The 13282-nt window shown below is 35.8% G+C and carries 13 protein-coding genes; 2 read left to right on the plus strand and 11 right to left on the minus strand.

The window, feature by feature from the left end:
- Positions 1–161 precede the first annotated feature (161 nt).
- The gene (locus MKX65_RS21920; protein ID WP_340905588.1) at positions 162–794 is read left to right on the plus strand and encodes a YigZ family protein; all 633 of its coding nucleotides are present in this window, start codon (positions 162–164) and stop codon (positions 792–794) included.
- A 43-nt stretch (positions 795–837) separates the two neighbouring features.
- Here MKX65_RS21920 and MKX65_RS21925 read toward each other — a convergent pair whose 3' ends face one another.
- The 8 genes from MKX65_RS21925 to MKX65_RS21960 all read right to left on the minus strand — a co-directional run bounded on the left by MKX65_RS21925 (position 838) and on the right by MKX65_RS21960 (position 9104).
- Complete coding sequence (locus MKX65_RS21925; protein ID WP_340906360.1) at positions 838–1935, minus strand: glycosyltransferase family 4 protein; 1098 nt, start codon at positions 1933–1935, stop codon at positions 838–840.
- A 299-nt stretch (positions 1936–2234) separates the two neighbouring features.
- A complete protein-coding gene (rfbD, locus tag MKX65_RS21930) occupies positions 2235–3077 on the minus strand; it encodes a dTDP-4-dehydrorhamnose reductase (RefSeq protein ID WP_340905590.1) in 843 nt (280 codons plus the stop codon).
- The gene (gene rfbB / locus MKX65_RS21935) at positions 3077–4099 is read right to left on the minus strand and encodes a dTDP-glucose 4,6-dehydratase (RefSeq protein WP_340905591.1); all 1023 of its coding nucleotides are present in this window, start codon (positions 4097–4099) and stop codon (positions 3077–3079) included. Before rfbB ends, rfbD begins: the two co-directional genes overlap by 1 nt.
- 15 nt (positions 4100–4114) lie before the next feature.
- Positions 4115–4675: a dTDP-4-dehydrorhamnose 3,5-epimerase gene (rfbC, locus tag MKX65_RS21940; protein WP_340905594.1), complete on the minus strand. Its 561-nt coding sequence runs from the start codon at positions 4673–4675 to the stop codon at positions 4115–4117.
- Positions 4676–4698: 23 nt separating this feature from the next.
- A complete protein-coding gene (rfbA, locus tag MKX65_RS21945; RefSeq protein WP_340905595.1) occupies positions 4699–5571 on the minus strand; it encodes a glucose-1-phosphate thymidylyltransferase RfbA in 873 nt (290 codons plus the stop codon).
- A 243-nt stretch (positions 5572–5814) separates the two neighbouring features.
- On the minus strand, positions 5815–6648 hold the full coding sequence (locus MKX65_RS21950; protein WP_340905596.1) for a glycosyltransferase: 834 nt from the start codon (positions 6646–6648) through the stop codon (positions 5815–5817).
- Positions 6645–7988: an O-antigen ligase family protein gene (locus tag MKX65_RS21955; RefSeq protein ID WP_340905597.1), complete on the minus strand. Its 1344-nt coding sequence runs from the start codon at positions 7986–7988 to the stop codon at positions 6645–6647. Before MKX65_RS21955 ends, MKX65_RS21950 begins: the two co-directional genes overlap by 4 nt.
- A 54-nt stretch (positions 7989–8042) precedes the next feature.
- Positions 8043–9104 carry an acyltransferase family protein gene (locus MKX65_RS21960; protein WP_340905599.1) on the minus strand — a complete coding sequence of 354 codons (1062 nt, stop codon included), beginning with the start codon at positions 9102–9104 and terminating at the stop codon, positions 8043–8045.
- A 244-nt stretch (positions 9105–9348) separates the two neighbouring features.
- Here MKX65_RS21960 and MKX65_RS21965 point away from each other — a divergent pair, with 244 nt between their 5' ends.
- Complete coding sequence (locus tag MKX65_RS21965) at positions 9349–10347, plus strand: LCP family glycopolymer transferase (protein ID WP_340905600.1); 999 nt, start codon at positions 9349–9351, stop codon at positions 10345–10347.
- 23 nt (positions 10348–10370) lie between these two features.
- Here the strand turns inward: MKX65_RS21965 and MKX65_RS21970 are convergent, their stop codons facing one another.
- The 3 genes from MKX65_RS21970 to MKX65_RS21980 all read right to left on the minus strand — a co-directional run bounded on the left by MKX65_RS21970 (position 10371) and on the right by MKX65_RS21980 (position 13269).
- Complete coding sequence (locus MKX65_RS21970) at positions 10371–11087, minus strand: glycosyltransferase family 2 protein (protein ID WP_340905602.1); 717 nt, start codon at positions 11085–11087, stop codon at positions 10371–10373.
- Entirely contained in the window at positions 11084–12043 is a 960-nt protein-coding gene (locus MKX65_RS21975; RefSeq protein ID WP_340905603.1) for a lipopolysaccharide biosynthesis protein, read from the minus strand. The genes MKX65_RS21970 and MKX65_RS21975 overlap by 4 nt, the downstream gene beginning before the upstream one ends.
- Positions 12044–12132: 89 nt before the next feature.
- Positions 12133–13269 carry an SDR family NAD(P)-dependent oxidoreductase gene (locus MKX65_RS21980; RefSeq protein ID WP_340905604.1) on the minus strand — a complete coding sequence of 379 codons (1137 nt, stop codon included), beginning with the start codon at positions 13267–13269 and terminating at the stop codon, positions 12133–12135.
- Between the last annotated feature and the right edge of the window lie 13 nt (positions 13270–13282).

Below are 13282 nucleotides of genomic sequence, written 5' to 3' on the forward strand. Positions count from 1 at the left end.
TTGTGGATTTTTACTCACTGTCCCATTATAACACGTGAAAAAATTACATAGATTAAAGTTTGTTTACAAACTGTTTGAAGTTTGATGAAATATGTCACAAAGTTTTATACTATTACTAAGAAATTATTCATAGAAATCTTTACTAGAAAGGAGCTTATCCCATGCTCCCCTCATATCTAACCGTAAAAGACTACGGTGAACATGAAATTGTTATTGAAAAATCTCGATTTATCGCTCATATATCTCGTGCAGAAACAGAAGAAGAAGCAATAGAATTTATTCAAAGCATAAAAAAGAAGCACTGGAATGCGACGCACAACTGCTCAGCTTATCTAATCGGAGAACATGACCTTATTCAGAAAGCAAATGATGATGGTGAGCCATCCGGAACAGCTGGTGTACCGATTCTCGAGGTTTTAAAGAAAAGAAAACTAAAGGATACGGTTGTAGTGATTACCCGCTACTTTGGTGGAATAAAATTAGGAGCTGGCGGGCTAATCCGTGCATATGGTAAATCAACTTCAGAGGGCTTAAATGCCACTGGAATTGTTGAACGTAAGCTTATGAAGGTTGTTCATCTAAAAGTGGATTACACTTGGCTTGGAAAACTCGAAAATGAATTACGTGCCTCTGTATATGAAATAAAAGAGATTCACTATCTTGATGCAGTAGAATTTGAAGTATATGTTGAAGACGGATTGGTTGAAAGTTTCAACGATTGGATGGTAGAAATGACTAACGGGCAGGGGAAACTATCTACAGGGGAAACACTTTATCAAGAGACACTTATATAAAATTAAGAAGACCTCAGGAAATCATGCTCCTGAGGCCTTTATTTTATGCTTTATTCTTTTCATTAACTGGTCTAAAACCATTTAGGAAATTCAAGAGAGGTCGATACCCTTCTCCTACCAGACCAATTTTTTCAACGAATAATTCAATAGCTACAAGTATCGCTAAAAGAATAACAGTTGAACCCCAAAGCGTTGCCTGTGAAAATATAAAGGCCGCTAAACCAAACACTGCACTCATTGCATAAATGAGCAATACCGTTTGTCTATGTGTATATCCAAGCTTCAACAAACAGTGGTGTAAATGAGATTTATCTGGTGCAGACAATGGCTGCTTGTTCACTAAACGTCTAACAATCGCAAAGAGCGTGTCCGAAATTGGTACCCCTAAGATAATAACAGGGATGATTAACGATACGAAGGTAACTCCTTTAAATCCTAGTAGAGATAGAACAGAGATCATAAATCCTAAAAATAATGCCCCTGTATCTCCCATAAAGATTTTCGCTGGGTGAAAATTATAAACAAGGAATCCTAAGCTAGAAACAGCTAATAGTAAAGCCATAATCATTACATACGGATTTCCAAACGTATATGCCATTGCAGCGATAGAAAATAATGCAATGGTAGATACCCCTGCTGCTAACCCATCTAATCCATCAATTAAGTTGATTGCATTCGTAATCCCAATAATCCAAAACATTGTAATGGGGATACTAAGATAACCAAAGTCCAATTCCCCACCAAAAGGCAAGTTAATGAATTCGACTCTTATATCACCAACTACTACCACTACTAAAGCTGCTGCGACTTGCCCTAATAACTTTACTCTAGGTGAAATCTCTTTCACATCATCAAAGGCACCCGTTAAAATAATGATCAAGCTACCAAGTAGGATGGGTAGATGAATTCCACCATCAAGATTCAGCACATGTATTAAATAATTATCATTTGGCTGAATAATTAATACTCCAATTAGAAAGCTTATATAGATAGCAAGACCACCAAGGCGAGGCATGATTTTTTGATGGACTTTTCGTTGGTTAGGTTTATCAGTAGCTCCAATTAAGAAAGCAAGTTTTTTTATGATCGGTGTCAGGAGTATTGCTGCTAAGAAACAAATGATTAACGTAAGATACACAATATGCCCCTCCATGTTTTTATCATTATCTATTTAGTGAAAAAAAATGTAGATTTTTTTTCTTTATTGTCTAATATTCAGAGTAATTCTTGGAAAGAATAATTCCTTGTGAATTATATCATAAAGCCCAATCTAATTGGAATGATATTTTATTACCCGATACAATTTTAATAAAACCGTAATAAATTTAATACAACATATTTGACGGTAGCCCGCGAAAAAAGTTTCTCTATAAATAAAAGTTTAACTTTTCAGATAATATAAAAAGCCTGCAGAGACAAATATACTCTACAGGCTTGCTTTTATGCCAATTCTTTTAAATATTCTCTTAGCGCTTCCTTCCAATCACGTAATGGAGTAAAGCCTTCTTCTTCTATCTTCTTTTTGCTTAAGACTGAATATTTCGGTCTAGCTGCAGGTCTAGGAAACTGGTCAGAAGTTAATGGGTTAACTTGAATTTCCATTCCAGCCTGCTTAAAAATTTCAACAGCAAATTCATGCCAGGAACATACGCCCTCATTAGAGGCATGATACACTCCGTATTTTTCGGAATCAATTAATTCCACCAAAAATTTGGCTAAATCGACTGTATAGGTAGGAGAACCAACTTGATCGTATACAACTCCCAATTCCTTACGATCTTGACCAAGCTTAAGCATCGTCTTTACAAAGTTGTTACCGTTGATTCCATATACCCAAGCAGTTCTAACGATAAAGTGCTTTTCCAACGTTTCCTGAAGAAACTTCTCTCCCACAAGCTTTGTCTCTCCATAAACCCCAAGAGGTTTTGTAGGGTGATTTACCTCGTAAGGCTCCGTTCCAGCACCGTCAAAAACATAATCTGTGCTGACATAGACCATTTTCGCGCCGACAAACTTGGCTGCCTCAGCAAGGTATTTTGTTCCAAGCGCATTTACCTTATAGGCTCCCTCTTGATCTGTTTCAGCAGCGTCCACATTTGTATAAGCTGCACAATGGATAATAGCCTCTGGGCTTAGGTTCTGTACATAAGATGAAATAGCTGATTCATCTGTAATATCTAGCTCAGATCGACCAACTCCAACAGCCTCGTGCCCCTTAGCTGTAAGTTCTTTCACTACATCGTATCCAAGTTGTCCATTGACGCCAGTTACTAATACTAACATCACTCAACCTCTAAACGATCAGCATATTGAGCCTTGAAGTAGTCTTGGTAGTCACCAGAGATGATATTTTCCCACCACTCTTGGTTTTCAAGATACCACTTGATCGTTTGTTCAATACCTGTATCAAAATTATATTTTGGAGACCAACCTAATTCCGTACGAAGTTTTGTAGCATCGATGGCATAACGACGGTCATGACCAGGACGATCTTTAACAAACTTCATTAATGACTCAGACTTGCCTAAATGCTTAAGAATGGTTTTTACGATTTCAATGTTAGTGCGTTCATTGTTTCCACCCACATTGTACACTTCTCCGTCACGACCTTTGTGAAGAACAAGATCGATGGCTTGGCAATGATCTTCTACATGTAGCCAATCACGAATGTTTAAACCATCTCCATAAATCGGAAGCTCTTTATCGTTTAAAGCATTAATGATCATTAATGGAATCAACTTCTCAGGGAAGTGGAATGGCCCATAGTTATTTGAACAACGAGTGATGTTCACAGGAAGTCCAAATGTTTCATTGTACGCACGAACCAGTAAGTCAGCTCCCGCTTTACTAGCACTGTATGGGCTGTTAGCTGCAAGTGGTGTTTCCTCTGTGAAGTAACCTGTTTCTCCTAAGGTTCCGTATACTTCATCAGTCGATACTTGAAGATATTTTGTTACTTTATACGTCTTAGCAGCATCTAAAAGAGCTAAAGTTCCTTGAATATTCGTTTGAACGAAAATCCCCGGATCTGTAATACTGCGGTCCACGTGAGATTCAGCTGCAAAGTTTAATACATAATCAAACTTTTCTTCATTAAAAAGACCATCAACAAAGTCACGATCAGCAATATCTCCACGAACAAACTTGTAATTTGGAGCATTTTCAATGTCCTTTAGATTTTCTAAATTACCTGCATACGTAAGCAAGTCCAGGTTTACAATAGTATACTCTGGGTATTTATTAACCATGTAGCGAACAAAATTGCTACCAATAAAGCCCGCACCGCCAGTTACTAATAATTTCATATTAAGATCTTCCTCCTATTCCTCAAAAACAAAGTTCAAAGTTGTTGCTTCAGCTAATCTTGGATGCTTCGTATCTTTTTCAGACAAGATTGGATTAGTCGTTGGCCAATCAATCGCAAGTGCTGGGTCATCCCATGCAATTCCACCATCATGCTCTGGAGAATAATACTCATCAACCTTATACGCTACTGTAGAGTCTGGAACTAATGTACAGAATCCATGTGCAAAGCCCTTCGGTACAAGTAATTGACGCTTATTATGCTCAGAAAGAACCACTCCTACCCACTGTCCATATGTAGGAGAACCTTTACGAATATCAACAGCCACGTCATAAATAGCCCCAGTTACACAGCGAACCAATTTCGTTTGTGCCTTAGGATTTAACTGAAAGTGTAATCCACGTAGCGTATGAACAGGTGCAGACAATGATTGGTTGTCCTGAATAAAATCAAATTTTAGTCCCAACTCATCGTAAAGACTTTTATTATAGCTCTCCATAAAATATCCACGGTGATCACCAAATACTTTTGGTTCTAGTATTTTTACGCCTGATAGTTTTGTTTCAATTACATTCATTATTTATTCCCTCACTTAATGGATTACTTTCCTTGGCCAGCGATCTTAACTAAATACTGTCCATACTGGTTCTTCTTTAATGGCTCAGCAAGCTCGAGAAGCTTCTCTTTTGTAATATAACCCATCTTATAAGCAATTTCTTCAAGACATGCTATTTTTAATGATTGTCTCTTTTCTACTGTTTCTATGAACTGAGAGGCTTCTAACAATGATGCATGTGTTCCTGTATCTAACCATGCATATCCACGACCTAGTAATTCCACGTTCAATTCACCGAGTTCTAAATACGCTTTATTAACGTCCGTGATTTCTAACTCTCCACGAGGCGAAGGTTTGATATTCTTAGCGATATCTACTACTCGGTTATCATAGAAATATAGTCCTGTCACAGCATAGTTTGATTTTGGAACCTCTGGTTTTTCTTCAATCGAAACAGCTTTTCCATCTTCATCGAACTCGACAACCCCAAATCTCTCTGGGTCATTCACATAGTATCCAAACACGGTAGCCCCGGTTTCTCTCGCAGCTGCTCTTCGTAATTGCTCTGTTAAGCCGTGTCCATAGAATATATTATCTCCAAGCACAAGAGCGACACTATCGTCACCGATAAACTCATCTCCTAAAATAAATGCTTGTGCCAATCCACCTGGATGTGGCTGAATCTTGTATGTAAAGTTCATTCCTAAATCAGATCCGTCACCTAGAATTTGCTCAAATCGCGCAGTATCTTCTGGTGTAGATATAATTAAAATATCTTTGATTCCAGCTAGCATTAATACTGATAGTGGATAGTAAATCATCGGTTTATCATAAACAGGCAATAGCTGCTTTGAAACGACCTTTGTTAATGGATATAATCTTGTCCCACTTCCACCTGCAAGAATAATTCCTTTCATTCATACCAACTCCTCTTTTTAGTATAGAAATATAAATACATAAAACGTCAAGCACCTTCCCCATTATAAATAAGGATGCTATAAAAAGACAGAAACTATCGATTTTTTAACAAAAAAGTAATGTTTCAAACAATATCGTCAAATCATTCTTCGATATACTTAACCGTCTTTATCCAAAAGGAGATCTCCCCTTTATTAGGAAGACCTTCCTTATCATTTCTTGAAGGATGGTAATTAACAAGCTTACTTCAACGATAAGAACTTTTTCAACGTTTGAATGGCTATACGTTTATTCTTTACGATTAAAAGTTGCTTAATCAATCGTTTAAGCAGTTGTGATCGGTAAGCTGGAAGCAATTCCTTATGGTAGTGTTGATAAAAATAACTTTCAGAATCAATGATACTTATATATCGATTTAAGGACACTCTACTATAATCCATAACAGAAAGTTCATGTTCAAGATTAACATCGAGAACTTGTACCTTAAAACCATTAGAATAGATCTCATAAAAAATCCAATGATCTAAATAATCAAGGGCAAAGCTCTCATTAAATCCATTTATTTGATTCAAGAAAGATACCTTTATCAATGAACCAGAATTTATGGCCATGATAGGCTTTTTCTGCACACCAGCTTTCGGCCGCTCTTGTTGAAGCGGACGTAAGGTGTCACTAAAAACTGGAGAAATAACCGTTCCTTCGCATGAAATGATTGGTACTACAGCAGCAATACCGCTGTCCACTTCTTTTACTTCTCCCATTTGTTGAACATACTGCTTTGTTACTTCCGTATCATGGTCAAAAAGGACAAGCCATTCACTTCCGTTTGTTTTCGCAATCGACCACGCGTAGTTGTATGCAGTAGCTATGCCTAAATTTCTCGAATCGTGTTTATACGTGATGTTTATATTTACATACTTTTTCTGGTCAAACTTTTGAGAATTTGGACTATTATCATAAAGGATGATCGATATCTCTTCTGACAGGATTTCCTTACAATCGTTAATCAATGTTCGAAAGGTTTTGCTGGCCTCAATACTTTGGTTATAAAAGACTATAACAATGGTTTTTTTCATGTCTTTGCCCCATGAAGTGAAGATTCTTTCCACCTTTGTGACAAGATTAATACCACAAGGAAGAAGCTAATTCCAATTGGGTTATTAATAAAAGGATTGATATTGGTTACTAGTAAAACTCCCATAAACGCAGCCATCAAGGAAATTTCTTGCGCGTTCAGTTTTCCACTCTTTTTATATCCTACATAATAATTATAATAGACAAGGAAGAATAAGAAAAACCACGCTGCAAGCCCCACTAGTCCCTGCTCGACTAGAATATCTAAGAAACTCATTTCAATTCCTTCTAAACGCTCAGCAATTTCTGTACCGTATCCAGTCCCAATAATAAGATTAGCTGGGTTTTCAAAAAGGATCCTTTTTGAGTCGACGATGAATTCCAGGCGTGTATTTACACTCAAGTCATCTACTTCATTTAACTCTTCTATCTCACTATTAGCAGGATCTTCAACAACCACATCCTGTTGGAATCTTTCTAACGTCATGTATTTGTATAGGAAAGGAAGTAACATAACAAGAACCAATAAGATACCTGCCTTTTTAACAAACCATTTCGTTTGTAATAATCCTTTTACCTTTTCTGTTAGCTTATTAAATGAATCTGAAACAACCTTACTATCTAACAGGATAATCATCAGCAAACTGACCATTAAAGCAAGTAAAAAACCTCTTGTCTCTGACCATAAAACAGACACCGTTCCTAATGTGACAAGAGCAATATTTATTTTGGAGAATTGCTTATTTAATACATCATTTAAAGCAATGATTAGAGCAATAAGGACAAACAGGTGACTCTTATAAAACACGCTATTACTTGGTCTAAAGAAAAGATCGTCATTCATAATCTCATTCATAAAAAGGTAGAAAGGGCCAAAGTTTGCACTAAACACTGTTTTTCCTAATAAGGAAACAACAATTGTAAAGATCGAAACAACCACAGCACTATTCTTAAGAAGCTTAATAATATACTCCTTAGATATTCTTATCTCAGAGATATAATAGGCTAATGGAAAGTAGGCCATAAAGTAAGAAACTCGAAAGAAGTCCATTACTACAATAGAAAGTGGGTGACCATTAACTACTCCGATAACAGCACTAATAACAAACCAACCAAGGAGTCCATAAATCCCTATTGTAACAGGGTTAAATCGTAAAAACGTATTTATCTTTTTATCAAAAATAGCCTTCTGTTTAATGATTCGGTAAATAAACGTTAGTAGAAGGACTAAAAATAAGACTTGGCGGATGGAAAGAAAGCCAAAATCAATTAGCCTTCCACCACCGCCCACGAATAGCTCAACAAATAATACTGTTAGTAAGACTTTTTCAAAATTGTTCATTAAGATACCTCTCCATTCTTACAAAGCTCAAGGAGAACGGATCTCCTCTTTCCCTTAAGATGCGCTTCTAGTGATATTTTGAACGGTCTCTTTTAGGGTAAAGTTTTTATATTTCATCGCTCTCTTCTCAATTACGTACCATGACATAACGGCAAATACCAAAGTAGGTGGAAATGAGAGTAAGAAGTTTTCCCATGGAGTTAACTGATTATGAAAAAGATGGGTCATAATCTGTTGGAATGGAAACGCGTAAATATATATTCCATAAGAAAAATCACCGAATTTCCCAAAGTTATGCAAGCGCAATCTTGTCTCAAACGCTAAAGAAAAGATTAAATATGCACCAAAGATCGTAAATGTATATTCAAAATAACCTACTTTAGCTGTAACTAGTAAAACAACCAAGGATAAAAGGGTAACCCACCCATTCAACTTAATTTGGTTTCTAAATAAGTAGAATATCATTCCTGCACTGAAATAGCGGAATAAATCTGTATAAAATCCACCTCTATCTAAAAAATATAGAGTTGTACAAGCTAGAAATAAAAACACAACCACTTTTTTGTTTAGAACTTTCATGATCCCTAAAGCAGCTACAACAATATAGAAGAAAAATTCAAACCATAGTGTCCATAGTGAGCCATTAACTGCTCCAGGCCAAATATTTGTGGAAAATACACCCGGCAAGTCAAATTGAAGCCAATATAACGTAACGGTTTTTAGATAATCATATGTTTCTCGGTTTTTAAAATACTCAAGGAAACCAAGATCTGTAAATATTGGACCTAATAAGAAGATAGACAGCATAACACACAGGATAAGACCAGGGAAGATCCTTAATACCCTAGCTTTAAAGTAATAAATAGGATCCTTCGATCGATCAAAACTTTGGGTGATAAGAAAACCACTTATTACAAAGAAAATACTAACGGCGAACTCACCAAACGTCATTTGCCCTTTTGAAAACACAGCAAATGGCTCTGAAGCATTGTTACCGGTAGTTAACGGATAAGCATGCGAAAATAAGACCAAACTAGCTGCAATAAAACGAATAATATCTAAGTTGTTTTTCCGTGTATCAATACACTCATTTATATATTTCCCCTTAAGAAACATTCAGCATCCACCTTTTCAATTTTTAATATATAGAAATGAAATGTTTCTCTGAAACTAACTTTTTTATCTATGGACAACGTGCAATACCAAAAGAAATTATAGCATTAACATGTCGGATTTTGTATCACTTTATTTTCCAATTACTTAATAATTGTTGATATTCAACAGCATCAAGATTATAATTTTGGTTATGCAATAAATTTGTAAGACCTTTAAAAATTCTATTAAAGAAGGGATTTTCTAAGTGATTAATAGAGCAAACAGAGTAGAGAAGAAAAGAAAAAAAAAGCTTCGTTTTTTTCGAGTATTCTTCTTAAGTCTTTTTATATTGTTTGTCGGTGCCGGCGTTTATTTCTATAACGTATACTCAGATGTGGCGAATGCTGTCGATAAAATGCATAATCCTATAGATCGAGAAGGATCAGAAAAGCGTGAGCAACAAGTTGAGTTTGATCGAGAGGATCCTTTATCTATTCTTCTTGTCGGAGTAGATAAGCGTGAAGGAGATAGTGGTCGAACAGACTCGATGATTGTTGCAACGATTAACCCTGATACAAGTAGTACGAAATTACTAAGTATCCCGCGCGATACAAAAACAGAGATCATTAGTAATAGTGATCCTGATAAAAACAGAACAACTAAGATGAATGCAGCGTACGCTTATGGCGGAATTGAAATGACAATTGATACTGTTGAAAATTTCTTAAATGTTCCCATTGATTACTATGTAGAGGTCAATATGGAAGGCTTTAAAGACATTGTCGATGCAGTTGGTGGAATTGATGTTAATAATCAATATGAGTTTGAACTAGATGGTACAACCTTATATGAAGGCCCGCAACACCTCGACGGGGAAGAAGCTCTTCAGTATGCAAGGATGAGAAAAGAAGATCCACTTGGTGATTTTGGCCGTCAAGAAAGGCAGAAAGAAGTCATTTCAAAAGTTGTTAAAAAAGGGGCAAGCTTAACTTCATTAGCAAATTATGATGATATTTTAGAAGCACTACAAGATAATGTACTAACAAACTTAACGCTTGATGATATGATTGGTATCCAAGCAACGTACAAAGGTGCAGCGAAAAATATCGAAAAGCTTCAAGTAGAAGGTGAAGGAAAAACTATCAGTGGTGATGGCTGGTATTTCTTTGTAACAGATGAAACTCGACAAGCTTTATCTGATGAATTACGAACGCATCTTGGTCTTCCGACAGATGCTGTTGCTGAAATAGATGTTGATTACTAAAAAAAGCCCAATATGGGCTTTTTTTATTTGTGTTTAATATACGACTGTAATAGTAAACCTGAGATTTGAAATCTCCACATAATCTTCTCCCTAAATGAAGAAGTATTCTCAACAGTCGTTACTGTAGACTCATGTCTTCGATAATAAATAAGCTTTTCAGGTATGAGTAAAGCACCTTTATTCATATCCGCCACTAGTCCAATCCACATATCATGCATAGGGGCATTCCTTGGAATAGGTAGAATTTTGTCCTTTAGTTCCTTCCTAAAAGACATAGCGCAACCAATATAGCTATTTTTAATAATGTTTTTCATCACACCTGCTCGACTACCTCGATAGTCATAAAACGAATCAATCGTTGGCTGGAGATTATTATCTACAACTGTGATATCAGACATAATCATAAGAACAGCAGGATGTTTTTTATAATAGGTCTTTACTGTTTCAACCTTTTCAGGTTTCCAAATGTCATCTTGATCGCTTAAAAAGATGATTTCATTTTTCGTATGTTTAATCGCATTTTCAAAATTAGGGGTAACTCCTTTTTCATCCTGCAAAAATAACTTTACTCGTGGATCACCACTAACATATTCATTTATTATTGAAACAGTATTGTCCTTTGAATGATTATCAGAAATAACCAATTCATCTTCATCGCCAAGTTGAGAAAGAATGCTATCAATCTGCTGTCTAATATATTTTTCTCCATTATAAGTGGCCATCGCTACAGAAACATTCATTGTTGCCCTCCACTAGCTTTCGAAAAGAAATTGCATCCTTCTTCTCCGGTTATACCAAGTATGTCTTTCACAAAATACTGAATTGAGTATCGTTCCTTCACTTTCTCGTCCACTGGAACATAGGGAGTAGTCATAAATTCTTTCGGTACAACCACATGATTTCTGTCAACAACACAAATATTATTAGGATGATAGAAATCATATTTCTTAATTTCTTCATTAGTAGTAATCATTTTCTTATTTGCACCGAGCATTTCAATGGTTCTCATCGTTAAACCCGTTTGTTTTGGATGTTGAATATCAACTACAGCTCTTGATTGTTTTAACTTAGATGTTAGTTGTTCACTCGGTAATCCAACAAAGGAAAATTCAGATATCTTACTACCCTTCACATCACTAGTAAACCATTTTCTTTGATAATACATTAACTTACTAGGTAGAAATAAATAATAAAACACCTTAAGATGATTTTTCTCGAATTGCTCCCTAACTTCTCTTAAAATGCGATAGCGATCACTATGGACTGTTCCAACGAAGAAGAGGTCATAGTATAATTCTGTCTTTTCTTTAGCAATTTGTGCATATTCAATATCAAAGAATAAAGGTCTAAAAGTTAAACCGAACTTCTCACAATCTTGTTTATCAAACGAGAAAACTTCATCAAAATACTCTAACTTTTCTAGGGTATTTACCTTATTAGCGACTGAATCCCAAAGCATCAGTACCATTCTTGCTTGTGGATTTAATTCTCTTACCTTCTTTAGGAAAAACTGGGGAGTCGCCTCTGCCTGACAGATAAAGATATAATCGTACTTTTTATTCGTTATCTTAGAAGTGATTTCTTCATAATACCTATTTACTTGTCCTGTGACAAAATTTCGGTTAATTCGTAATAGGGCTTTTGAAAATACAGTATTCGAGGGGCGTTCATCGAAAAAATCAACTTCTGCCCCCATAGACTCCATTGCCCTCATTATTTTTTTATGATAATTAAAAAACAAGGGACATAAAAATAAAATTTTTTTATTTTGCAATGAAGAGACCATTACTTATATAACCCTTTTTTCTTCATTTCTTCAATTGATTTCTGATAGTTGTCTTCAACGACTTCTTGCTGGTTTACCCAATCAACAAATTTGCTAATTCCTTCTTCGAAGCTAACCTTAGGTGTGAACCCAAGCTTCTCATGAATTTTAGTCAAGTCAGCGAAGTTATGACGAATATCACCTAAACGATAATTGCCACTAATAACAATATCCGTTTCAGACTGGTATTTTTCCTTAAGAAGAGTTGCCACTTCCAATACGTTTGTACAAACACCTGTCCCTACATTAAAGCTTTCATAATTTGCTTCTTCTTTTTCAATTCCTAGAATTGTTGCGTCAACGATATCATCAATAAATACAAAATCCCTTGATTCTTTTCCGTCCTCAAAGATATTAATATTGTTTCCATTTTTAATAATCGTTGAAAAGATGGACAGAATTCCTGTGTATGGATTCTTTAATGATTGTCCAGGACCATACACATTCTGATAGCGATAACCGACGACTGGAATATTTAACGACTTACCTACCACCATACACATATCTTCCTGCATTTGTTTCGTAATTCCGTAGATAGATGTTGGATGAATTTTCGTTTCCTCTGTAGTAGCCATAACCTCCACATCACGGTTACAGATTGGGCATTTTACTTCGAAATCCCCCTTACTCATATCTGCTTCTGTTCTCGCTACAGGGTATACCGTTCCGTGCTCTGTACAATGGTACATTCCCTCACCATAGATAGCCCTTGAAGCAGCAATCACTATTTTCTTCACTTGGTGCTCTTCATTCGTTAGAATGTCTAATAGATTCGATGTTCCCTTTACATTTACATCAATGTATTTATTGATTTCATACATGGATTGACCAGTACCCGTTTCAGCTGCTAAATGAACAACCACATCTTGACCTTTTAATGCCCTTTTCCAATCCTCACTGTTAACTACGTCACCTTGTATAAAATTCACTTTGTCTTTAATGTTTAAGAAGAGATCAGACTTTGTTCCATCTTCTCCATGAATTTGTGGAGATAGATTATCCAGAACCGTTACTTGGTAACCTTTATCTAATAGTTTTAAAGCTAAATTACTACCGATGAATCCTGCTCCACCAGTGATTAATATATTTTTTATCATAAAAGTTCCTACT

Source organism: Robertmurraya sp. FSL R5-0851, assembly GCF_038002965.1.
Taxonomy (GTDB): Bacteria; Bacillota; Bacilli; order Bacillales; family Cytobacillaceae; genus Robertmurraya_A; species Robertmurraya_A beringensis.

Coding starts and splice junctions, on each gene's coding strand:
- rfbC (WP_340905594.1), bottom strand. CDS start 4,675: ATGAATGTAATTGAAACAAAACTATCAGGCGTAAAAATACTAGAACCA.
- MKX65_RS21920 (WP_340905588.1), top strand. CDS start 162: ATGCTCCCCTCATATCTAACCGTAAAAGACTACGGTGAACATGAAATT.
- MKX65_RS21975 (WP_340905603.1), bottom strand. CDS start 12,043: ATGGGGGCAGAAGTTGATTTTTTCGATGAACGCCCCTCGAATACTGTA.
- MKX65_RS21955 (WP_340905597.1), bottom strand. CDS start 7,988: ATGAACAATTTTGAAAAAGTCTTACTAACAGTATTATTTGTTGAGCTA.
- MKX65_RS21950 (WP_340905596.1), bottom strand. CDS start 6,648: ATGAAAAAAACCATTGTTATAGTCTTTTATAACCAAAGTATTGAGGCC.
- MKX65_RS21960 (WP_340905599.1), bottom strand. CDS start 9,104: ATGTTTCTTAAGGGGAAATATATAAATGAGTGTATTGATACACGGAAA.
- MKX65_RS21980 (WP_340905604.1), bottom strand. CDS start 13,269: ATGATAAAAAATATATTAATCACTGGTGGAGCAGGATTCATCGGTAGT.
- MKX65_RS21970 (WP_340905602.1), bottom strand. CDS start 11,087: ATGAATGTTTCTGTAGCGATGGCCACTTATAATGGAGAAAAATATATT.
- rfbA (WP_340905595.1), bottom strand. CDS start 5,571: ATGAAAGGAATTATTCTTGCAGGTGGAAGTGGGACAAGATTATATCCA.
- rfbD (WP_340905590.1), bottom strand. CDS start 3,077: ATGTTAGTATTAGTAACTGGCGTCAATGGACAACTTGGATACGATGTA.
- rfbB (WP_340905591.1), bottom strand. CDS start 4,099: ATGAAATTATTAGTAACTGGCGGTGCGGGCTTTATTGGTAGCAATTTT.